This window comes from Pseudoxanthomonas sp. J31, assembly GCF_000510725.1.
In the GTDB taxonomy this organism is placed as follows: Bacteria; Pseudomonadota; Gammaproteobacteria; order Xanthomonadales; family Xanthomonadaceae; genus Pseudoxanthomonas.
The window spans coordinates 97,597-118,297 of sequence record NZ_AZNZ01000009.1 but is presented as its reverse complement, the minus strand read 5'-3'; the positions used below and the strand labels follow the sequence as shown (position 1 = coordinate 118,297).

At 71.3% G+C, this 20,701-nt stretch carries 20 protein-coding genes; 15 read left to right on the top strand and 5 right to left on the bottom strand.

Annotation, left to right across the window (positions count from 1 at the left end):
- Positions 1-3: 3 nt before the first annotated feature.
- Positions 4-1,449 (bottom strand): SH3 domain-containing protein, encoded by a 1,446-nt coding sequence (locus PSEJ31_RS0111100; RefSeq protein WP_037035043.1) that lies wholly within the window; start codon positions 1,447-1,449, stop codon positions 4-6.
- 248 nt (positions 1,450-1,697) lie between these two features.
- On the opposite strand from PSEJ31_RS0111100, the gene PSEJ31_RS0111095 reads away from it, so the two are divergent.
- The 9 genes from PSEJ31_RS0111095 to PSEJ31_RS0111055 all read left to right on the top strand — a co-directional run bounded on the left by PSEJ31_RS0111095 (position 1,698) and on the right by PSEJ31_RS0111055 (position 11,170).
- Positions 1,698-3,107, top strand: coding sequence for a transglutaminase domain-containing protein (locus tag PSEJ31_RS0111095; protein ID WP_028915488.1), 1,410 nt, complete (start codon positions 1,698-1,700; stop codon positions 3,105-3,107).
- Positions 3,108-3,137: 30 nt separating this feature from the next.
- The gene (locus tag PSEJ31_RS0111090) at positions 3,138-6,167 is read left to right on the top strand and encodes a TonB-dependent receptor (RefSeq protein ID WP_028915487.1); all 3,030 of its coding nucleotides are present in this window, start codon (positions 3,138-3,140) and stop codon (positions 6,165-6,167) included.
- Positions 6,168-6,223: 56 nt separating this feature from the next.
- Positions 6,224-7,783, top strand: a complete 1,560-nt coding sequence (locus PSEJ31_RS0111085; protein ID WP_028915486.1) for a serine hydrolase domain-containing protein — start codon at positions 6,224-6,226, stop codon at positions 7,781-7,783.
- Positions 7,737-8,483 carry a M15 family metallopeptidase gene (locus PSEJ31_RS0111080; protein WP_028915485.1) on the top strand — a complete coding sequence of 249 codons (747 nt, stop codon included), beginning with the start codon at positions 7,737-7,739 and terminating at the stop codon, positions 8,481-8,483. The genes PSEJ31_RS0111085 and PSEJ31_RS0111080 overlap by 47 nt, the downstream gene beginning before the upstream one ends.
- A 13-nt stretch (positions 8,484-8,496) precedes the next feature.
- Positions 8,497-8,685 (top strand): CPXCG motif-containing cysteine-rich protein, encoded by a 189-nt coding sequence (locus tag PSEJ31_RS0111075; protein WP_019397223.1) that lies wholly within the window; start codon positions 8,497-8,499, stop codon positions 8,683-8,685.
- 54 nt (positions 8,686-8,739) lie between these two features.
- The gene (locus PSEJ31_RS0111070) at positions 8,740-9,132 is read left to right on the top strand and encodes a hypothetical protein (protein ID WP_019397224.1); all 393 of its coding nucleotides are present in this window, start codon (positions 8,740-8,742) and stop codon (positions 9,130-9,132) included.
- Between the two features lie 207 nt (positions 9,133-9,339).
- The gene (locus PSEJ31_RS0111065; RefSeq protein WP_028915484.1) at positions 9,340-9,696 is read left to right on the top strand and encodes an EF-hand domain-containing protein; all 357 of its coding nucleotides are present in this window, start codon (positions 9,340-9,342) and stop codon (positions 9,694-9,696) included.
- A 116-nt stretch (positions 9,697-9,812) separates the two neighbouring features.
- Positions 9,813-10,535 carry an HAD family hydrolase gene (locus PSEJ31_RS0111060; RefSeq protein ID WP_019397226.1) on the top strand — a complete coding sequence of 241 codons (723 nt, stop codon included), beginning with the start codon at positions 9,813-9,815 and terminating at the stop codon, positions 10,533-10,535.
- Between the two features lie 65 nt (positions 10,536-10,600).
- Positions 10,601-11,170 (top strand): hypothetical protein, encoded by a 570-nt coding sequence (locus PSEJ31_RS0111055; protein ID WP_019397227.1) that lies wholly within the window; start codon positions 10,601-10,603, stop codon positions 11,168-11,170.
- Positions 11,171-11,196: 26 nt separating this feature from the next.
- On the opposite strand, the gene PSEJ31_RS0111050 is transcribed toward PSEJ31_RS0111055, so the two are convergent.
- The 4 genes from PSEJ31_RS0111050 to PSEJ31_RS0111035 are packed head-to-tail and all read right to left on the bottom strand — an operon-like array spanning position 11,197 to position 12,310.
- Positions 11,197-11,439, bottom strand: a complete 243-nt coding sequence (locus PSEJ31_RS0111050; protein ID WP_019397228.1) for a hypothetical protein — start codon at positions 11,437-11,439, stop codon at positions 11,197-11,199.
- Positions 11,436-11,855, bottom strand: coding sequence for a hypothetical protein (locus PSEJ31_RS0111045; protein ID WP_156924944.1), 420 nt, complete (start codon positions 11,853-11,855; stop codon positions 11,436-11,438). Before PSEJ31_RS0111045 ends, PSEJ31_RS0111050 begins: the two co-directional genes overlap by 4 nt.
- 43 nt (positions 11,856-11,898) lie before the next feature.
- Positions 11,899-12,090 (bottom strand): hypothetical protein, encoded by a 192-nt coding sequence (locus tag PSEJ31_RS0111040; RefSeq protein ID WP_028915483.1) that lies wholly within the window; start codon positions 12,088-12,090, stop codon positions 11,899-11,901.
- Positions 12,091-12,100: 10 nt separating this feature from the next.
- The gene (locus tag PSEJ31_RS0111035) at positions 12,101-12,310 is read right to left on the bottom strand and encodes a hypothetical protein (RefSeq protein ID WP_028915482.1); all 210 of its coding nucleotides are present in this window, start codon (positions 12,308-12,310) and stop codon (positions 12,101-12,103) included.
- Positions 12,311-12,885: 575 nt separating this feature from the next.
- Here PSEJ31_RS0111035 and PSEJ31_RS0111030 point away from each other — a divergent pair.
- From PSEJ31_RS0111030 to PSEJ31_RS0111005, 6 genes are all read left to right on the top strand, one after another.
- Entirely contained in the window at positions 12,886-14,178 is a 1,293-nt protein-coding gene (locus PSEJ31_RS0111030; RefSeq protein ID WP_028915481.1) for a TlpA disulfide reductase family protein, read from the top strand.
- Between the two features lie 150 nt (positions 14,179-14,328).
- Entirely contained in the window at positions 14,329-15,615 is a 1,287-nt protein-coding gene (locus PSEJ31_RS0111025) for a dipeptidase (protein ID WP_028915480.1), read from the top strand.
- A gap of 63 nt (positions 15,616-15,678) precedes the next feature.
- Complete coding sequence (locus tag PSEJ31_RS0111020; RefSeq protein ID WP_028915479.1) at positions 15,679-18,228, top strand: TonB-dependent receptor; 2,550 nt, start codon at positions 15,679-15,681, stop codon at positions 18,226-18,228.
- 138 nt (positions 18,229-18,366) lie between these two features.
- Complete coding sequence (gene dusA / locus PSEJ31_RS0111015) at positions 18,367-19,380, top strand: tRNA dihydrouridine(20/20a) synthase DusA (RefSeq protein ID WP_028915478.1); 1,014 nt, start codon at positions 18,367-18,369, stop codon at positions 19,378-19,380.
- A gap of 360 nt (positions 19,381-19,740) precedes the next feature.
- The gene (locus PSEJ31_RS16335; RefSeq protein WP_051403725.1) at positions 19,741-19,959 is read left to right on the top strand and encodes a hypothetical protein; all 219 of its coding nucleotides are present in this window, start codon (positions 19,741-19,743) and stop codon (positions 19,957-19,959) included.
- Between the two features lie 53 nt (positions 19,960-20,012).
- On the top strand, positions 20,013-20,696 hold the full coding sequence (locus PSEJ31_RS0111005; protein ID WP_019398028.1) for a response regulator transcription factor: 684 nt from the start codon (positions 20,013-20,015) through the stop codon (positions 20,694-20,696).
- Positions 20,697-20,701: the final 5 nt, after the last annotated feature.

Sequence of the window (20,701 nt, the reverse complement as noted above, 5' to 3'; positions counted from 1 at the left end):
TTCTCAGCGGGAAGGGCGCGGGCGGACGCGCTGGATGCTGGTCATGCGGTCCACGTAGGTCTGCTCGTCGTTGAACAACAGCGGGTCAAGCGGGGTGAGCGACACGCCGTTGAGGCCGGCGGACACGCGGCCGCCGTCCGGGCCGCGCCAGCCGCCGCCGTTGGTGTCGTGGATGACGTAGGCCATGCCGTCGCGATGGCCGATGGCCATCATCACGTGGCCGGGGATGTAGACGAGGTCGCCGACCTGCAGCCCGCGCACCGCGGCCTGGCGGCGCGCCGGGTCGTCGCCGGGCTCGAAGCCGATCCGGTCCAGCGCCGGGCTCACCGCCTGGTCGCGGGTGTTGCGCGGCATGAGGATGCCGAAGCTGCGGTAGACCTCGGACACGAAGCCGCTGCAGTCCCGGGCGTCGTAGGAATGGCCCCAGCCGTAGCGTTCGCCGAGGAACTTGAACGCCTGGGCGATGAGGTTGGCCGGGGTCAGCGGCAGGTAGTCGGCGGCGACGTCGGCCGAGCGCGGGACGAGGGCCGGCACGAACTCCAGGCTGCCGTCGGCGCGGCGCGCCGGCAGGTCGACCACGTGCGAGGCGTAGGGATGCTGGCCGTTGACCGTGCGCGACGGGTCCAGCCCGGTGCGCAGCGGCAGGCGCAGGCCCATGTCCAGCTGCAGCGCCGACACCCGCGGCTCCTCCGGGGTGTAGGTGGTGCGGACGGTGGCGCCGGTGACCACGATGTACGGCGTGCGGCTGGCATAGCCCAGTACTTCCTCGCGCGTCCCGATGGCCACGTGCCGGGCCTCGATCCACGCGGAGTAGCGCTCGGAGGCCACGAACAGCCATTGCCGGCCGCGGCTTTCGTGCAGCACCGCCACCGCGTCGCCGGGGAACAGCGCCGATTCCTGGAAGCGGTCGATGTCGGTGTCGCCGGGCGAGGAGAACACCCGCAGCGAGGTCGGGAACGCGCGCAGCGCGGCGCGGTGCACCACCAGGCCGTAGCGCAGCGGGCGGCTGGCGGGGATCGCGTCCAGCGCCAGCTCGCGCTGCAGTGCCGCCAGGGTGCGCGCCGGCACCGGCTGGCCGCGTTCGTCGTAAAGGGTGCGCGCCGGCGGCGAGGACAGCTTTTCCACCTGCGCGCGCACGAACTGGCGCGGCAGCGGATCGGGCAGGGCGGCGATGTCCTGGATCGAGGGATCCTCGGCGCGCATGCGCGCGTTGAGCGCGGCGATGCCCTCGCGGTCCAGGAGCAGCTGGTGTGGCTGTTCCAGCCTGGCGATCCAGCTGGCCGGGTCGAGGTCGGACAGGCGCACGCCGACCACGGCGGTGTGCCCGTCCGCGTCCGGGGACAGCGACCAGGCCGGCGCTGCAGCCAGCAGCAGGCTGGCCAGCAGCGGAGCCGCCAGCCGGGCCACGCGCTTGCGAACCGGGGTGTTCCGCGCGGATAGCGCTTTCATGGTGACGGCCTCCCCTTGGGCGGGTGTTCCGAAAGAATAGTTATTCCAGCTATTCAGTACGTCAAGAATAAATTATTGACCGCGCCCCCGGTGCGTGTTACATCGGCATTACCACCGCACCGGGAAGTGTCGTCGTGGAAGCCTCTCCTCGCCAACCAGCGGCACACGCCAACGCGCGGACCCCGGTCCGCGGCGGGCGCGCATCCCGCCTGGCCGCCGGCCTGCTGCTGTGCCTCGCGCTGGGGAGCGTGCAGGCCCGCGCGGGCGATCCGCTGCCGGAGATCGTGGCAGCGGTGGACGCCGGCCGCTTCGCCGAGGCCGAGGCCCGGATCGCGGCGCTGCTGTCGCAGGGCGATGCCGCGCAGCGGCGGGCGCTGGAGTTCGAGCGCGAGCGCATGCGCCGCATCCGCCTGGACTTCAGCCTCGACCGCGCGGCGGTGCTGGCACAGCTGCGCCGGCAGATCCCGGACCTGCGCGAGTCCGAATTCGACGCCTGGGACGCGGCCGGCCTGGTCGAGCACATGGACATCGACGGCGAGCGCCGCTGGTTCAAGCGCTCGGTGTCCAACCTGTTCCGGCTCAGCCCCGAGGCCGCGGCACGCCGCGCGCCGCCGGTGCGGCCGTTCTCCGAAGGCCCGTTCGAGCGCCTGCATCCGCACCACGCCGAGGTGCTGGCCGCGGCCGCCGGCGGCGCCACCAGCGTGGCCCCGCGGCGGCTGGAAGTGACCCAGTCGCTGGTCGTGGACGCCGACGCGGTGCCGGCGGGGGAGACCGTGCGCGCCTGGATCCCGTACCCGCGCGCGATCCCGGGGCAGCAGGAAAACATCCGCCTGGTGCGGACTTCGCCGGCCGGCGGCCAGGTCGCGCCGGAAGACGCGCCGATGCGCACCGTGTACCTGGAAGGCCGCGCCGAAGCCGGCAAGCCGACCGAGTTCTCCATCACCTACGAACTGACCGTGTACGCCCGGCACTTCGCGGTGGACCCGGACAAGGTGGCGCCGGTGGACCGCACCGACCCGGAGCTGGCGCCGTACCTGGCCGAGCGCCCGCCGCACGTGGTGTTCACCCCGCAGCTGCGCGCGTTCTCGCGCCAGGTGGTGGGCGGGGAGACCAATCCGTACCGCATCGCGCAGAAGCTGTTCGCCGCGGTCGACCGCATCCCCTGGGCCGGCGCGCGCGAGTACTCGACCATCTCCAACATCAGCGACTACGCGCTCAACGCCGGCCATGCCGACTGCGGCCAGCAGACCCTGCTGCTGATCAGCCTGCTGCGGCTCAACGGCATCCCCGCGCGCTGGCAGTCCGGCTGGACCTACTCCGACGAGGACGTCGGCTACGACAACATGCACGACTGGGGCTGGCTGTACCTGGCCCCGTACGGCTGGCTGCCGATGGACGTGACCACCGGCCAGCTCGACAGCGACGACCCGGCGCTGCGCTGGTTCTACCTGGGCGGCCTGGACGCCTACCGCATCGCCTTCAACGACGACTACGCGCGCGACTTCGTGCCCGCCAAGACCCATTTCCGCTCCGAGACCGTGGACTCGCAGCGGGGCGAGGCCGAATGGGGTGGCGGCAACCTGTACTTCGACCAGTGGGACTACCGGTTCCAATGGCGGATGCTGCCGCCCGAAGGCGGGCGGACGGGCGGGGATTGACCTCAACACCACTGTGGGAGAGACACGGGGATGAACAGCAGGATCCTGAGGAAGGCGGCGCTGGCGATGGCGCTCGGCGCGTGCCTGGGCACGATGGCACCGATGGCGATGGGGCAGAGCGCCACCGGCGCGGTGGCGGGCCGCGCCGAGGCCGGGGCCAGGGTGACGATCACCAACCCGGCCACCGGCTTCACCCGCACCGTCACCGCCGGCGAGGACGGCAGCTACCGCCTGCCGTTGCTGCCGCCGGGCACCTACACGGTGCAGGCCGAGGGCGGGCAGCAGGCCACCGTGACCGTCACCCTCGGTGCCACCGCCTCGGTCAACCTGGCGGCCGAGCCGGCGACCCTGCAGAGCATCGAAGTGGTCGGCACCCGCTTCGTCACCCCGGTGGACGTGACCTCCACCGAGTCGGCGATGAACATCAACGCCGAGGAGCTGGCGCGCCTGCCGGTGGACCGCAACGTCACCTCGGTGGCGCTGCTGGCCCCGGGCGTGGCTTCCGGCAGCGCCTCCTTCGGCGGCATCTCCTTCGGCGGCTCGTCGGTGGCCGAGAACGCGTTCTACGTCAACGGCCTCAACGTCACCGACTTCTACAACCGCGTCGGCTTCTCCGAGGCGCCGTTCGACTTCTACGAGGACTTCCAGGTCAAGACCGGCGGCTACTCGGTGGAGTTCGGCCGCACCACCGGCGGCGTGGTCAACGCCGTGGCCCGCTCCGGCACCAACGAATTCCACTACGGCTCCAAGCTGGTGTGGGGCCCGAAGGACTGGGAGTCCTCGGCGCGCGACAGCTACCTGGACGGCGAGCGCTACCTGACCCGCAGCAAGGACAAGACCGACTCCACGCGCCTTAACGTGTGGGCCTCCGGCCCGATCGTGAAGGACCGGCTGTTCTTCTTCGCCATGTACGAGGGCCGCAAGGTCGAGCCGGAGAACACCAACGACGCCGGCACCTCGTTCAACCGCGGCGACTCGGACGACGGCTTCTGGGGCACCACCCTGGACTGGCAGGTCACCGACCGCAACCTGCTGAGCCTGATGGCGTTCTCCAACGAGAACCGCACCGACACCACCACCTACGCCTACGACTTCGACAGCGGCAAGGTCGGGCAGAAGCTCAGCGACTCCTACTCGGAGACCGGCGGCACCAACTGGGCGCTGACCTGGAGCTCGTACCTGACCGACAACCTGTCGATGAAGGTGATGCACGGCCGCAACGAGCGCAACAGCGTCACCGGCTCGCCCAACGACGTGGACTGCAACTACGTCACCCGCGCCTCCGGCGTGCCGGACCCGGGCGTGCCGCTGGGCTGCACCAACAACGCCACCGTCTACGACCGCAACGACGAGCGCAAGCAGAGCCGGATCGACTTCGAGTGGGGCCTGGGCGACCACCTGCTGCGCTTCGGCATCGACGACGAGCGCAACACCTCCGACCTCGACCAGGTCTACTCCGGTCCCGGCGGCGTGCAGTACAACGTCTATACCGCCACCCCGCTGACCAACAACTCCAACTGCGGCGGCTTCCTGGTCCCGGCCGGCTACACCGCCTGCGTGCGCGCCCGCCAGTACGCGATCTTCGGCGAGTTCGAGTCGACCAACCGCGCCTACTACGTCGAGGACAACTGGTCGATCACCGACAACCTGGTGCTCAACCTGGGCCTGCGCTACGAGGAGTTCGACAACAAGGACGCCGAGGGCCGCACCTACATCAAGATGGACGACATGTGGGCGCCGCGCCTGGGCTTCTCCTGGGACCCGGTCGGCCAGGGCACGATGAAGGTGTTCGGCAACATCGGCCGCTACTTCCTGCCGGTGGCCAACGTCATCAACATCAAGCAGGGCGGCGCCCTGCTCGACGCGCGCACCTACTACGGCCTCGACGGCTGGGAGATCCGCGAGCGCGACGGCGTCCAGTACGCGGTGCCGGTGCTGGGCCAGTACATGGGCTTCGACGACGACCAGGGCGACGGCACCGTCGGCGACCTGCGCGCCGAGGTCGACGCCGACATGGACCCGGTCTACCAGGACGAGCTGATCCTGGGCTTCCAGCAGGTGCTGGGCGAGAAGTGGTCGTGGGGCGCGCGCGGCATCTACCGCAAGCTGCACAACGCCATCGACGACATCAACATCACCGCCACCCACTGCGGCCGCGTGCCCAGCGTGTGGGTGATGGGCAACCCGGGCAAGGACGTCACCATCTGGGGCGACACCGACTGCGACGGCAGCAACGACGGCTACATCACCGTCGATACCTCGAAGGGTGGCTACTGGACCGAGTCGGACGATTACGAGTACATCGACGGCGAGTGGGAGTACGTGGGCTCGACCCCGACCGGCCAGCGCGGCTGGAGCAAGCCCAAGCGCACCTACAAGGCGTTGGAGCTGCAGCTGGACCGCGCCTGGGATGGCAAGTGGGCGTTCAACGCCTCCTACACCCTGTCCTGGAGCGAGGGCAACGCCGAGGGCCCGGTCAACACCGACACCAACTTCGGTGATACCGGCCGCACCGAGAACTTCGACGACCCGTTCGTGAACTACCGCGGCCATGGCCCGCTGGCCAACGACCACCGCCACCAGGTCAAGCTGCGCGGCACCTACGCCCTGACCGGGAACTGGAGCCTGGGCGCGACCGTGGACGCCCGCTCCGGCGGCCCGATCACCGGCTTCGGCGTCGGCAACCCGTACAACTGGAAGCTCTACCACAGCTACTTCGTGTGCGTGGACAAGTGCACCCCGGAGGAGGCCTTCGCCAATCCGCAGGAAGGCGACACCTGGAGCACCTCGGACCGGGTGTACGAGCATTCCGCGCGCGGCGGCGCCGGGCGCATGCCGTGGTACATCGACGTCGGCCTGAGCGTGGGCTACGAGCGCCAGTTCGGCCCGGCCAGGTTCTCGGCCAAGCTGTCGGCGTACAACATCTTCAACCGCCAGCGCCCGGTCTGGGTCTACCAGGACCTGGAGTCGAGCATCGGCACCCGCGACGAGTTCTTCGGCCGCGAGCGCTTCCTGCAGTCGCCGCGCTACGGCCAGCTGGTGCTGGCGCTGGAGTACTGACAACCGGACGACGCGGGCCCGATCATGGACGACAGGCCCGCATCGAGGAGCAGGTGATGCTGCGTTTCCTCCCTCCTGCGGCCGCCCTTGCGGCCGCTTTTTTTGCCGCGTCGGCCGTGGCCGGCGCAACGCTTCCCGGCCCCGCGCAGGCGTTCGTCGAGCGCGCGGTGGACGAGGCGGTCGCCCGCTACGACCTGCCCGGCATCGCGGTCGGCGTGATCGAGGACGGCAAGGTCGCCGCGGTGGTGGCGCGCGGCGAGCTTGCCGCCGGCAGCGGCGAGCCGGTGACGCCGGAGGCGCTGTTCAAGATCGCCTCCAACAGCAAGGCCATGACCGCGGCGGTGCTGGCGCGGCTGGTCGACCAGGGCCGGTTGCGCTGGGACGACCCGGTGGTGAAGCACCTGCCGCAGTTCCGCATGCACGACCCCTGGGTCACCGCCAACATGCAGGTGCGCGACCTGCTGGTGCACAACAGCGGCCTGGGCCTGGGCGCGGGCGACCTGATGCTGTGGCCGGAACCGAACGATTTCACCCGCGCCGACATCATCGCCGGGCTGGCGCACCTGGAGCCGGTGACCAGCTTCCGCTCCGGCTACGCCTACGACAACCTGTTGTACGTGGTCGCCGGCGAGGTCGCGGCCGCGGCCGGCGGCAAGCCCTACGCGCAGCTGGTGCGCGAGGAGGTGTTCGCGCCGCTGGGCATGGACGGCTGCCGCGTGGGCAGCTGGAACGCCGGCGAAGCCGGCCCGATCGCGCGCCCGCACCGGCGCGTGGACGGGCGCAACCTGCCGGCGCCGCCGGAGCGGGGCGTGGTCCCGGACATCACCTCGATGGCCGCCGGCGGCATCCGCTGCAGCCTGGAGGACATGCTGCGCTGGGTGGGCGCCTGGCTGGATCCGGCGCAGCCGTGGCTGTCGGCGGAGCAGCGCCAGCAGGCGTGGACCGGGCACATGCCGATGCCGGTGGGCCGGCGCATGCGCGAGTGGGACAACAGCCACTTCCATGCCTACGGCTACGGCTGGCGCCTGTCCGACATGGACGGGCATTGGAAGGTGGCCCACACCGGCACCCTGTCGGGCATGTATTCCTCGGTGATCCTGCTGCCGGACCTGCGCACCGGCATCGTCATCCTCATCAACGGCGAGGCCGAGGACGCGCGCACGGTGCTGGGCCAGGTGCTGGCCAAGCGCTACACCCGCCCGGATCCGGCCCTGGACGTGGCCCACTACGCCGCCCTGCTGGAGCGCGAACACGCCCTGCGCCGCCAGGCCGAGCCGGCGCCGGACACCCGCGCGCGGCGCCCGGCCACGCGCCGCGAGGCCGCGGCGTTGCTCGGGATCTGGCGCGATCCGTGGTTCGGCGAGGTGGCGCTGTGCCCGCGCGCCGACGGCATCGGCTTCGCCTCGGTGCGCTCGCCACGCATGCGCGGGCGGCTGATGCGGGTGGGCGAGCGCTGGCTGCTGGACTGGGACGACGACGGCATCGACGCGGAGGCCTGGCTGCACCCGCCGGAGGCGGGCGGGGGTACCCTGCGCCTGTCCAAGGTCGATCCGGAAGCGGACTTCAGCTATGACTACCAGGACCTCCGTTTCGTGCGCGAGCGCGACTGCCCCTGAGCGCCTGTGCGCGCTGCTGGCGGCGCTGCTGCTGGCGCCGGCGGTGGCCGGCGGCGAACCGGTGCGGGTGTCGCCGGCACGCGACGCCGCCGCGGCCGGCCTGGTCGAGGTCCGCACCCTGGCCCCCGGCATCCGCGTGGAGGCGCGCTATGCCGGACCGGACAACTTCACCGGTGCGCCGGTACCCGGCTACGAAGGCAACGCCTGCCTGCTGCTGCGGCCGGTGGCCGAGGCCCTGGCCCGGGTGCAGCAGGACCTGCAGGCCGAGGGCCTGGGCCTGCTGGTCTACGACTGCTACCGCCCGGTGCGTGCGGTGCAGGCCTTCATGCACTGGGCGCGCGCCGACGACGACCCGGGACAGAAGGCACGTTGGTACCCGCGGGTGGACAAGGACGCGCTGGTGCCGGAGTACATCGCCGACAGTTCCGGCCACAGCCGCGGCGCCACCGTCGACCTGACCCTGGTGCGCTGCGACGGCGACGGCCGCTGCGAGCCGCTGGACATGGGCACCCCGTTCGACTTCTTCGACCCGTCCGCGCACACCGACGCCCCGGTGGCGCCGGCGCAGCAGGCCAACCGCCAGCGCCTGCGCGCGGCGATGGTGGCCGGCGGCTTCCGCAACTACACGCGGGAGTGGTGGCATTACACCCTGGACCCGGAACCGGATCCGACCCTCGCCTACGACGTCCCGGTGCGCTGACGGAGGTGCGCTGATGGAAGAGTGGCTGACCGTGCAATGCCCCTGGTGCGGGGAGAGCTTCGAGACCCCGGTGGATCCCAGTGGCGGCAACCAGCAGTACGTGGAGGACTGCCAGGTCTGCTGCCAGCCGATCCTGCTGGACGTGACGGTGGACGCGGACGGCCAGGTGGCGCTGGCCGCCCGCCGCGAGGGCGAGGACTGAGGCGACCGGCCCGGCTAGACTTGTCGGCCCGTTTGCCCAGGTCCCGCCCGCCCGATGAACCTTCCGCTGCACACCGGCCTGCTTGGCTGCCTCGAAGCCGGACTGATCGCCTTCCTCGTCGGCGTGCTGGTGTACGCCGGATGGGCCTGGCTCGGGCGACGCACCGGCATGCAGATCGGGCACGTGGTTGGCTGGGGCGCGGTCATCGCCACCGCCATCGCCGCGGGGCTGGATGCCTGGAACCTGTTCTACATCGGCATGGTGAAGCTGGAGTCGCCGCTGTACGCGCGCCTGGCCCTGGCCGGCATCCACGACGCCGACAACCTGGGCACCCGGGTCCTGCTGGAAGTGATCGGCGCCACCTCCGGCAGCGTGCTGGGCTGGTGGCTGTTCAGCCACCGGCGTGCCCCCGGCGGGAACTCCACCGGGCCCGACGAGGCCCGCTAAAGCGGTTACATGGCGTCCTTGAAGACGCCCCTAACCTGGCGTCCACGCGCCGCTAACCAGCGGCTACAACGCAGCGCGGACGCTGTGGTTAACGCCGCGTTCGCGGCGCGGCCGCGGCCCAAATCCGGTTCATCCGCGACGTTGCAAGGTGCGACCCGTGTTCTGCAAAGCAAGCAGTCACGTCCTTCCACCCGACGGAGTACGCCAATGAACAAGCACCACACCCGCACCCCGACCGGCCTGCTGTTCCTGGGCATGATTGCCGCCGCGCCGCTGGCGTTCGCGCAGAGCACCACGCCCACCGAGCAGCAGACCCCGACCCAGGCCCAGGCCCAGGCCGGCGCGGCACAGCAGTCGCAGGCCGGCGCCAGCGGCCAGGGCCAGAGCTGGGCCGACCTGGACACCGACGGCAACGGCAGCATCAGCCGCAGCGAGGCCCAGGCCCACTCCGCGCTGTCCAGCGTGTTCGCCACGGCCGACGCCGACGGCGATGGCGAACTGACCCCCGAGGAGTACCGCACCTTCATCCACAACCAGCAGCAGGGCGGCGCGCCGCAGGAGTAACGCGGCACCCCATGCATGACGGAAGCGGGCCCCGGCCCGCTTCCTTTCTCCCCGGGGCCGTCCCCGCTGCTATCCTGCACGTCCGCCGTGATGGCGCCCGCGTTCCGGATACCCCCATGCACGACATCCGCCTGGTCGGCTTCGATGGCGACGACACCCTGTGGCGCAGCGAGGACTACTACCGCGCCGCGGAGAAGCGCTACGAGGAAATCATCGGCCGCTACATCGACCTGCACGACGCCGGCACCCTGCGCCACCTGCTGGAGGTGGAGCGCCGCAACCTCAAGGTGTTCGGCTACGGCGTCAAGGGCATGACCCTGTCGATGATCGAGGCGGCGATCGAACTGACCGAAGCGCGCATCAGCGCCCGCGACCTGCAGCAGGTGGTCGACATCGGCCGCGACACCCTGGCCCACCCGGTGGAGCTGCTGGACGGCATCCGCGACGCGGTGGAGGCGGTGGCCGCGCGCTGGCAGGTGGTACTGGTGACCAAGGGCGACCTGTTCCACCAGGAGGACAAGATCGCCCGTTCCGGCCTGGCCGACCTGTTCCCGCGCATCGAGATCGTGTCCGAGAAGGACCCGCCGACCTATGCGCGGGTGCTGGCCGAGTTCGGCATCGCGCCGGAGCAGTTCGTGATGGTTGGCAACTCGTTGCGCTCGGACATCGAGCCGGTGGTGCGGCTGGGCGGCTGGGGCGTGCACATCCCCTACGCGCTCACCTGGGCCCACGAGGCCGACCATGGCCTGGCCGAGGCGCATCCGCGGGTGCGCACCGTGGCCAGCGCGGCGGAGCTGCCGGAAGCCATCACCCGGATCGCCGCCGGCACCGCCGCCTGATCCCGCACACGGCCCGCCGGCGGGAGCTGCGCGCGCCGCGCCCGCGGCCGCGGCACAATGCCGCCATGGCCCGCTTCCGCTTCCCGCACGCGACGTACCGCCGGATCCTGTTCGTAACCCTGTGCCTGGCCGCCTGCGGTGCGGGCATCCCGCTGCCGCTGGCGGCGCAGGCCCGCGCCACGGCCACCGCAACGCCGGAGCCCGGACCCCGTTACGACACGGGCGATGCCTGGATCGACGGCCGCCTGGCCGACATCGACCGCTACGCCCGCGCCTATCCGGAGAGCTTCGCCGCCGAGGTCGAGCGCTATGCCGGCGCCTCGCGCGCCTATGTGCGCGGACTGCTGGCGCAGCCGGGCTGGAATCCCGGCGACGCCTGGTATGCCTGCTTCCTGGCGCGCGCGCTGGACACCGACTGCCGCAGCGTGGTGCGCGCCCGCGCGCGCCTGGGCCGCGCCGGCAGCTGGGCCCAGGCGACCTCCGCGCTGCGCGGCGAGGACAAGCCGGATCCATATCCCGCGCTGCGCCTGGCCCTGGCCGACAGCTACCGCCGCTGGGATCGCTCCCTGCAACCGGACGCCGCCCTGCGCCGCGCCCTGCAGCAACGCCAGCGGGCGGCCGGCGAAGGGCGCTAGCCGGCGGTGCGTTGGCGGACTGGCGCCTAGCGGCTGTCCGGCTGCCCGGGCTTGCGTGCCGACAGCCTGCGCATCAGCGGATCGCGCTCGCCGTTGAGCGCGAAACGCCCGAACATCCAGGTGCCGCAGGCGGCGCCGGCCAGCACCGCGTATTCCAGTGCCGAGGCCTGTGCATCGCCCTGCACCAGCTGGATGAGCCGGGAGACCAGGACCACGACGCCGGCGAGGGACAGCATCGCGGCGAGGATGCGGATCACGACGCTTTTCATTGGCGGTCCCTCCTGGGGCCTGACGGGGCAATGCGACGGCCGGGAGCCACACCGCCGCGCATGCCGGCAACGGCGTACACCAGGTCGAAGGCCAGCTCGGCCAGCAGTATGCCCGGAAGCGCATAACCGCCGAACAGCAGGACCGCGCCGGCAAAGCCAAGCCACAGTACCAGCCGGATGCGGCGGGCATCCTTGCGGAAGACGGCAGGCAGGCGCCCGGCCAGATCGAGCAAGCCCAGGCCTGCGAACAGGACGCATAGGAAGACGTTGTCGAACCCGTCCATGGCGGTGGCCAGGGCGAGACGGGCTGCGGGGGAGTGCAGCGCGAGCGCCAGCACCAAGGCGGCCGAGGAAACGACGAGGAGATCCGCAATGCTCCTGCGGGTACCTGGGGCTGGTTGGCCGTGTGCAGTCATCGGTCTCGATGCCCCGCGCGCTTGCGCGCGCGGGGCCAGTGGCTCAGTTCAGCAGCCAATCCAATCCGGCCTGGATCTCATCGTCATAGGTCCGGTAGATGGCAGAGCCTATCGCCCAGCCGAGTGCGGCCGAGCCGGCCACCGCCCGTGCCGGCAGGCTTACCTGCCAGATGGTGCCGAGCACGGAAGCACCGCCATTCACGTCATGGAGCTCACGACAGGTCAGTTCGCGCATTTGCGTGTCCTCACTTGGTGATGTACTCGACGTACTTGAAGCCGGCGCGGGCGAACGTCACCCCGAGCATGGCGCTGCCAACCGGACCGCCCGCAGCGCCAAGGAGGGCGCCAACCATTCCCGCGGCACCCGCCATGATCAGGCCGGCGGCAAGTTCGCCGCCGGTGTCGATAACGCCGCCGGACGCAACCGCAACTTCGTTAGTGCTCAGTTCGCGCATATCAACCTTCCTTAGTGGACGCAGTGCCCCTGCGTTTGGGGCCAGATCACCCTGGCGGATGCATGAAGGCCCACACCTCGCGCGGGAGCGGGGATTCCGCGTCCGGTTCCCGTCCCGGGAGCTCGCCACGCAGTTGCGCGCCATCTCCCGCATTGCCCCCGCTAGAGAGCGACGACGATCGTGCGGCTGCCCGGATTGCATGGCGAGGTTTGCATTTGCGGTGAGGCGATTCAATGCCAAAACCACTTGCATCACGCGCGCTGATGTCAGGCCAGGTTGCGCAGGGTGTTCGCGCAAGTCCAACTGACTGGTCGACGCGTCGCATGACTGGGGCTGTGAGGCTGCGCGTGTCGCGTGAGGGACGCGGTCGTCCATTCGGCCACGACCTGCTGGCCGGGTCGGCCGTGGCCATGCAGCGGAGGCCGCCGCTCATTTCCTTTGGAGCAATCGTCATCAGTTCCGGGGTGTTGGCCTCTGGATTGCGCCGGCGGGCGCTGCCTACAGTCCATGAGCCGCCAGCGCAGCGCATCGACGGATGCAAGCCGGCGGAACCTTCCTCCGCCACGGGAACCGACATGAGGCATGCATACCGCTCCATCCTCCGCCACGGACTGGCCCTGCTGCTGGCGCTGTGCGCCGCGCATGCGCTGGCCGGCACGGTCGCGCCCGCCGAGGGCCTGTGGCGCGGCGAGTTCACCGTCAACGGCGAGGCGCTGCCGTTCAACTTCGAGTTGGCCGGGCTGGAAGGCGCGCAACCGCGCCTGGTGCTGCTCAACGGCAGCCGCCGCGACGAGTTCGAGGTCGAGAAGCTGGCCGGTGGCGGCATCCGCGCGGTGATGAACACCTACGACGCCGCGCTCGAGGCCACGGTGGAGGAGGGTTCCGGCGGCAAGCGCCTGGTCGGGCACTACCGCGACCTGGTCCCGAAGCGCAACGGCGCCAACGACCTGCCGTTCACCGCCGAGCATGGCCAGGCCTGGCGCTTCGTGCCGCCGGAGCGGGATGCCGGCAGCGCCGCCAACCTCGACGGCAAGTGGGCCATCCTCAACCGCGACCGCAGCGCCGGGCCCAACCAGGTCGCGCTGCTGCGGCAGGAAGGCACGCGCCTGACCGGGGTGTTCATGACCGTCGTGGGCGATACCCGCGAGCTGGAAGGCGTGGTCCAGGGCGACCGCTTCTGGCTGTCGCACTTCAGCGGGCCCAGCCCGGTGCTGGTCCGCGGCACCATCGAGGACGGCCAGATCCAGGGTGCGATCAGCTTCGGCATCTACAACGTGGCCAGGTTCGAGGGCCACCGCAGCGACGAGGTGGAACTGCCTGATCCTTACCGCCTCACCTACCTCAAGGATGGCCGCCGCAGCATCGACTTCAGCTTCCCCGACCTGGAGGGGCGGCCGGTGTCGCTGCGGGATGACAAGTACCGCGGCAAGGTGGTGATCGTCGAGGTGATCGGCACCTGGTGCCCCAACTGCACCGACCAGACCCGGTTCCTCGCGCCCTGGTTCCGCGAGAACCGGCAGCGCGGGGTGGAGGCCATCGCCGTGGCCTTCGAGCAGGAGGACAGCTTCGAGTACTTCCAGCAGCGCCTGCGCAAGTTCCGCGACTTTTTCGACATCCGCTACGACATCGTCCACGGCGGCGTGGCCGACAAGAAGCTGGCCACCGAGAAGCTGCAGGGCCTGAACTACATGGCCGCGTTCCCGACCACCATCGTGATCGACCGCCGCGGCGAGGTGCGCGAGATCTATACCGGCTTCACCGGCCCGGTCACCGGCGGCTACTACGAGGAGTACGTGGCCCGCTTCAACGCGTTGATGGACGAGCTGCTGGCCGAGCCGGATCCCTACGCGGCCACCGCGGGGCAGTGATGAGCCGCTGCCCGCCGCCGCCCTGCCGCCCCGCGCGATGTAGCCGCGCCGCGCGCGCGGCCTGACCCGGCGCCACCCCGGTCCCGCCAGGGCTGCCGTTCGCGGCGGCCATGGCCCCGCCTTGCCTGATGAAACCCCACAGGAATGTCCATGTCCGCATTGCATCCGCGCTCCACGCTCCCGCTTCCCCGTCCCATCGCCGCCCTGGCCCTGGCGCTGGCGCTTGCCGCCTGCGGCGGCCGCGATGCCGCCGCCGGGGCCGGTACTGCCGCCGCTCCCGCGCCGGAGCCCGCCGCCGACCCGGCCGCCGTCCACCAGGAGATCCTGGTGCTGGACGGGCACGCCGACGTGCTGCTGCCCGACACGCCGAAGCGCTACTGGCTGCCGGACGGCGGCAAGCGCACCAGTTTCGAGCGGGTGCGCCAAGGCGGGGTGGACGCGATCGTGTTCTCGATCGCGGTCGGCCCGGGCCCGGAGGACGCGCAGGGCCTGGCCAAGGCCCGCCAGGACGCCGAGGCCAAGCTGGCGGCGGTGCAGGAATGGATCGCCGGCAGCGGCGGCCAGGCGGAACTGGCGCGTAGCGCCGACGACATCGAGCGCCTGCACCGCGAGGGCAAGGTGGCGGTGCTGCTCGGCTTCCAGAACGCACGCATCCTCGGCACCGACCTGGCCGCGTTCGACCGCTTCCACCAGGCCGGCGTGCGCGTGGCCGGGCTCGCCCACGCCGGGCACAACGCGTTTGCCGACTCCTCGCGGCCGCAGGACGGCGTGGCCGAGCGCCACGGCGGGCTCAGCGAGCTGGGCCGCCGGGCGGTGGCGCGCTTCAACGACCTGGGCGTGCTGATCGACGTATCCCAGCTGACCCCGGCGGCGCTGAAGCAGACCGTGGAGCTGAGCCGGGTGCCGGTAGTGGCCACCCATTCCAACGCCCGCGCCCTGGTCGACAACAGCCGCAACCTCAGCGACGGGGAACTGGACCTGATCAAGGCCAAGAGCGGCGTGGTCCTGGTGACCCCGTTCAAGCCCTACCTGCGCGCGCCGGACGACGCCTGGCGCGCGAAGATCGCCCGCCTGCGCGCGGAGTTCGGCCTGCCGGAGCAGTTCGCGGTGGCCAACGAGGGCAGCGACGCGCTGGATGCGCCGACCCGCGAGCGCTTCCACGACGCGCTCAAGCAGAACGAGCAGCCGGCCACCCTCTCCGACCTGGTCGACCACCTGGACTACATCGCCAGGCGCATCGGCGTGGAGCACGTCGGGATCGGCAGCGACTTCGACCACGGCGCCGGCGTCACCGGCTTCGACAGCGAGGCCGACGCGGCCAACGTCACCGCCGAGCTGCTGCGCCGCGGCTACACGCGCGAGCAGGTCGCCGCGATTTGGGGCGGCAACTTCCTGCGGGTGGTGCGTGCCGCCGAAGCCGGCCGCCGCCAGGGCTGATCCCCTTCCCGGGCGGCCGCCGCGGCCCGCGCGGCGCCGCCCCCTGCCGAGGAATTCCCCCGCATGAGCAATTCCCCGCGGGCCAGCGTGCTGGCCCTTTCCATCAGCCTGCTCCTCGCCATCCCCGACCTGCACGCGGCCGGGGGCGGCGAACCGGCGCCCGGCGGCAGCGGCGCCGCCACCACCCTGGACCGGGTGACCGTCACTGGCGCCCGTGCCGCCGGCCGCACCATCGGCAACAGCCCCGCGCCGATCGACGTGATCAGCGCGCAGGAACTGGAGAGCACCACCCGCACCGACCTGTTCGAGGCGCTCAACGCCACCCTGCCGGCCTGGAACACGCCGGTGCGCGCCAACGCCACCGACCTGGGCAGCATGGTCCGCGTCGGCCAGCTGCGCGGCCTCAGCCCCAACCACACCCTGGTGCTGGTCAACGGCAAGCGCTGGCACACCACCGCCCTGTTCGGCGCCGGCGGCCTGACCGGGCAGGCGCCGGTGGACCTGGCCACCTTCCCGACCGGCGCGATCCAGCGGATCGAGGTCCTGCGCGACGGTGCCTCGGCGCTGTACGGCTCGGACGCCATCGCCGGCGTGGTCAACATCATCACCAGCCGCCAGGCCGAGGGCGGCGAGGTGGCCTACCGCTACGGGGTCAACGACGGCGGCGAGGGCGGGCTGCACACCCTCACCGCCAGGGCCGGGTTCGGCCTGGGCCGGGAGGGCTACATCAACTTCGCCCTCCAGTACGACGACCAGGACCCGACCATCACCAGCAGTCCGGTGCCGCTGGACTATCCGCTGTTCTTCCTGCGCGACGCCGACGGCAACCCGGTCGTGCCCGGCGGCTCGGTGTGGCGGCCGCAGATCCCCGCAGGCGCCAGCCTCGACCCGCGCGAGTACGAGGTCGACCGCGGCAAATGGCGCTGGCCGATCAATGGCCGCCGCAAGTCCCGGCTGCGCGGCTTCACCGCCAGTGCCGGCACCCCGCTGGGCGAGTCGCTGGAACTGTTCGCCTTCCTCAGCCATGCCGGCCGCCAGGCCTGGGCACCGCAGTTCTACCGGCCGGTGTGGCGCGACGAAGTGGTGCGCGCGATCCATCCGGACGGCTTCCAGCCGAAGGAGGAGATCAGGGAGCAGAGCGTGGGCGCCACCCTCGGCCTGCGCGGCACGCTGGCCGCGGACTGGGAATGGGAAGCCAGCGTCACCAACGGCCACGACGCGATCCGCGCCTACATCCACGACTCGATCAACCCGACCTTCGGCCTGGACAGCCAGACCAGCTTCTACCTGGGCAAGGTGCGCTACGAGGCCACCACCTGGAACCTGGACCTGCGCCGCGGCTTCGAGGTGGGCCTGGCCGGGCCGCTGGAACTGTCGCTGGGCGCCGAGGCGCGCCGGGAGTCCTACCGCAAGTGGGCCGGCGATCCGCAGTCCTACACCCATGGCGGCGCGGTGATCCTGGACGGCCCCAACGCCGGCAAGCCCTTCAGCCGCGCGGTGGGCTACTCGCAGGCGCTGGCCGGGTTCAGCCCGGAAGACGCGGTGCAGGTCGAGCGCGACAACTGGGCGGTGTACGCCGGCCTGTCGCTCAACCCGGTGCGGCGCTGGACCGTGGACCTGGCCGCGCGCCACGAGGACTACGAGGACTTCGGCACCGCCTCCACCTGGCGCGTTTCCTCGCGCGTGGAGCTGGGCCGGCGCTGGGCCGTGCGCGGCACCGCCAGCACCGGGTTCCAGGCGCCGGCGCTGGCCGCACAGGCGCACAAGTTCACCCAGAACTCGCCGGCCGGCGTGACCTACACCCTGCAGGTCGGTTCGCCGCAGGCGCAGGCCCTGGGCGCGCGCCCGCTGCGGCCGGAGGAATCGGAGAACTACAGCCTGGGCATCGTGTTCCAGCCCTGGGACGGCGCCACCGCGGCGGTGGACGTCTACCGCATCGACGTGGACAACCGCATCGCCACCTCCACCTCGATCTCCGGCGACAGCTACCCGGGCGCGCTGCCGTTGCTGCAGTCGCTCGGCTACGGCCCGGCCGACGCGGTGTCCTACCTGCTCAACGCCGCGCATACCCGCAACGAGGGCGTGGAAGCCACGTTCGAGGCCGCCAGCGACTTCGGCCGCTTCGGCAGCGTGCGCTGGACCGCGGCGGGCAACTGGACCCGCGGCGAGCTGCGCGGCGTGGCGCCCACCCCGGACGTGCTGGCCGACTACGGCGTGCCGGTGTTCAGCCGCAGCAACGCCAACCTCCTGCTGCTGCTGTCGCCGAAGAGCAAGCAGGTGCTCAGCGCCGACTGGCGCCTGGGACGCTGGAGCGCGCTGCTGCGCCTGACCCGCTACGGCTCGCTGGAGCGCTACGGCGTCCCGGTCGGGCGCCCGGCCTCGGAGGAGGTGGCGTACACCATCGACCCGATCTGGCTGACCGACCTGGACCTGGGCTTCCAGGCCAGCGAACGCCTGCGCCTGTCGCTGACCGCCAACAACCTGTTCAACCGCCTGCCGGAAAAACTGCCGCAGGCCCTGGTCCAGCCGGGCCAGTACTACGCGTACCCGGTCAACGGCCCGGTGTCCGGCGACGGCGGGTTCTATTCGGCCAGCGTGGAGTACCGCTGGTAGCGGCGGGTGCGCGGCGCCCCGCACCCGGCCGGCGGTTCCGTGGGGCGGCCGGGTGCGGCGGCGACCCGCCGTTCAGCCGGGCGGTTAGAACTGCCGCGGGCGATCGGGGACAATTCCCGCTCCCCACCGGTCCCCGCCATGCCTGCCGTTCCCGCTTCCTACGCCGCTTCCGCCCGCCTCTCCGTCGCCCCGATGATGGACTGGACCGACCGCCACTGCCGGGTGTTCCACCGCCTGCTGGCGCCGCATGCGCGGCTGTACACCGAGATGGTGCACGCCAACGCGGTGGTGCTCGGCGACCGCGGGCGACTGCTGGGCTTCGACCCGGCCGAGCACCCGGTGGCGCTGCAGCTGGGCGGCAGCGAGCCGGAGGTACTGGCGCAGGCCACCCGGATCGGCGTGGAGTGGGGCTACGACGAGGTCAACCTCAACTGCGGCTGCCCCTCCGACCGGGTCCAGGCCGGCCGCTTCGGTGCCTGCCTGATGCGCGAGCCGGGGCTGGTGGCCGAGTGCGTGGCGGCCATGATCGAGGGTGCCCGCGCCGACGGCCGCGAGGTGCCGGTAACGGTGAAGTGCCGGCTGGGCGTGGACGAGGACCACGAGTACGAGCGCTTCGCGGCCTTCGTCGAAGCGGTGGCCGCGGCCGGTTGCCGCACCTTCGTGGTGCATGCGCGCAATGCCTGGCTGCAGGGGCTGTCGCCCAGGGAGAACCGCGAGGTGCCGCCGCTGCGCTACGAATGGGCCTGGCGGCTCAAGCGCGAGCGTCCGGACCTGGAGGTGCTGGTCAACGGCGGCATCGCCTCCGAGCCACAGGTCCAGGAGCAGCTGGCGCACGTGGACGGGGTGATGCTGGGCCGCGCCGCCTACCACGATCCCTACCTGCTGCACCGGCTGGACGTGGCCCTGTACGGCGGCGAGCTGGCCGGACGCGCCACCCTGCTGCGCCGCCTGCGCCCCTACGTGGAGCGGCAGCTGGCCTCGGGCCTGCCGCTCAAGCACGTGGTGCGGCATGTCCTTGGCCTGTTCCATGGCCAGCCCGGCGGCCGCCTGTTCCGCCAGGTCCTCAGCGAGGGCGCGCACCGTCCTGGTGCAGGCTGGGAGCTGGTGGAGCAGGCGCTGGATGCCACCGCCGGCGCGACCGCGGTGGCCTGAGCGGATCCCGCGCGAACCGCCGGGAAAATGGCGGCTTGTTGCGCTGAACGGCCGCCGGTGGCATGTGGATAAGTTCAGACCGGATTCACTGCATTCTCACGAACATGCCTTTCCAGCCAAGGGTCTGGCCTCCACGCATGTTTTCGTGCGTGGAAGCCGTATCAAAGACCCACGCCGTTAGTTAGGATTGCAACGATGTTCGCTCCGCGCCGCCTCGTCACCGCCCTGCTGCTGGCCGGCCTGCCCCTCGTGGCGGCGGCCCGGCCGCCCGTGGTCGGGCCGGAGGCCGGCGCGCGCGCCGGCGGGCCGCCCCGTGCCGAGCGCCCGCAGCGGGACGCGCAGGAAGCCGGCGCCGCCGAGCTGCGGGCATCGCGCCGCTCGCTCTCGGAGGCAGTACGCTTCGTGCAGCGCTCCACCGGCGGCCAGATCCTGGGCGCCGAGCTGGTGCCCTACGAGGGGCGCAACATCACCCGCGTGAAGTACATGGACGATCGCGGCCGGGTCCGCTATATGGATGACCCGGGCCCCGGCGAGCGGGGCCGCCGCGCATCGCGACGCGACGATCACGAAACCCGCTAGACGATGGGGCCCCGGCCAAAGGCCGGTCCCACACTGCAACTCAGGGAGAGTGCATGCGAATCCTTCTGGTCGAAGACGAGGCCCCGCTGCGGGAGACCCTGGCCGCGCGCCTCAAGCGCGAGGGCTTCGCGGTGGATGCCGCGCAGGACGGCGAGGAAGGCCTGTACATGGGGCGCGAGGTCCCGTTCGACGTGGCCATCATTGACCTGGGCCTGCCCAAGATGTCGGGCATGGAACTGATCAAGGCGCTGCGCGACGAGGGCAAGAACTTCCCGGTGCTGATCCTGACCGCGCGCTCGAGCTGGCAGGACAAGGTCGAGGGCCTCAAGCAGGGCGCCGATGACTACCTGGTCAAGCCGTTCCACGTCGAGGAGCTGCTGGCGCGCCTCAACGCGCTGGTGCGCCGCGCCGCCGGCTGGAGCAAGCCGGTGCTGGAGTGCGGCCCGGTGGCGCTGGACCTGGCCGCGCAGACGGTCACCGTGCACGGCAGCAACGTCGACCTCACCAGCTACGAGTACAAGGTGCTGGAGTACCTGATGATGCACGCCGGGGAGCTGGTCTCGAAGGCCGACCTCACCGAGCACATCTACCAGCAGGACTTCGACCGCGACTCCAACGTGCTGGAAGTCTTCATCGGCCGCCTGCGCAAGAAGCTCGACCCGGAAGGCGAGCTGAAGCCGATCGAGACCGTGCGCGGCCGCGGCTACCGTTTCGCGATCCCGCGCAACGAAGGCTGAGCCGC

Coding starts and splice junctions, on each gene's coding strand:
- PSEJ31_RS0111100 (WP_037035043.1), bottom strand. CDS start 1,449: ATGAAAGCGCTATCCGCGCGGAACACCCCGGTTCGCAAGCGCGTGGCC.
- PSEJ31_RS0111090 (WP_028915487.1), top strand. CDS start 3,138: ATGAACAGCAGGATCCTGAGGAAGGCGGCGCTGGCGATGGCGCTCGGC.
- PSEJ31_RS0111085 (WP_028915486.1), top strand. CDS start 6,224: ATGCTGCGTTTCCTCCCTCCTGCGGCCGCCCTTGCGGCCGCTTTTTTT.
- PSEJ31_RS0111080 (WP_028915485.1), top strand. CDS start 7,737: ATGACTACCAGGACCTCCGTTTCGTGCGCGAGCGCGACTGCCCCTGAG.
- PSEJ31_RS0111075 (WP_019397223.1), top strand. CDS start 8,497: ATGGAAGAGTGGCTGACCGTGCAATGCCCCTGGTGCGGGGAGAGCTTC.
- PSEJ31_RS0111070 (WP_019397224.1), top strand. CDS start 8,740: ATGAACCTTCCGCTGCACACCGGCCTGCTTGGCTGCCTCGAAGCCGGA.
- PSEJ31_RS0111065 (WP_028915484.1), top strand. CDS start 9,340: ATGAACAAGCACCACACCCGCACCCCGACCGGCCTGCTGTTCCTGGGC.
- PSEJ31_RS0111060 (WP_019397226.1), top strand. CDS start 9,813: ATGCACGACATCCGCCTGGTCGGCTTCGATGGCGACGACACCCTGTGG.
- PSEJ31_RS0111055 (WP_019397227.1), top strand. CDS start 10,601: ATGGCCCGCTTCCGCTTCCCGCACGCGACGTACCGCCGGATCCTGTTC.
- PSEJ31_RS0111050 (WP_019397228.1), bottom strand. CDS start 11,439: ATGAAAAGCGTCGTGATCCGCATCCTCGCCGCGATGCTGTCCCTCGCC.
- PSEJ31_RS0111045 (WP_156924944.1), bottom strand. CDS start 11,855: ATGACTGCACACGGCCAACCAGCCCCAGGTACCCGCAGGAGCATTGCG.
- PSEJ31_RS0111040 (WP_028915483.1), bottom strand. CDS start 12,090: ATGCGCGAACTGACCTGTCGTGAGCTCCATGACGTGAATGGCGGTGCT.
- PSEJ31_RS0111035 (WP_028915482.1), bottom strand. CDS start 12,310: ATGCGCGAACTGAGCACTAACGAAGTTGCGGTTGCGTCCGGCGGCGTT.
- PSEJ31_RS0111030 (WP_028915481.1), top strand. CDS start 12,886: ATGAGGCATGCATACCGCTCCATCCTCCGCCACGGACTGGCCCTGCTG.
- PSEJ31_RS0111025 (WP_028915480.1), top strand. CDS start 14,329: ATGTCCGCATTGCATCCGCGCTCCACGCTCCCGCTTCCCCGTCCCATC.
- PSEJ31_RS0111020 (WP_028915479.1), top strand. CDS start 15,679: ATGAGCAATTCCCCGCGGGCCAGCGTGCTGGCCCTTTCCATCAGCCTG.
- dusA (WP_028915478.1), top strand. CDS start 18,367: ATGCCTGCCGTTCCCGCTTCCTACGCCGCTTCCGCCCGCCTCTCCGTC.
- PSEJ31_RS0111005 (WP_019398028.1), top strand. CDS start 20,013: ATGCGAATCCTTCTGGTCGAAGACGAGGCCCCGCTGCGGGAGACCCTG.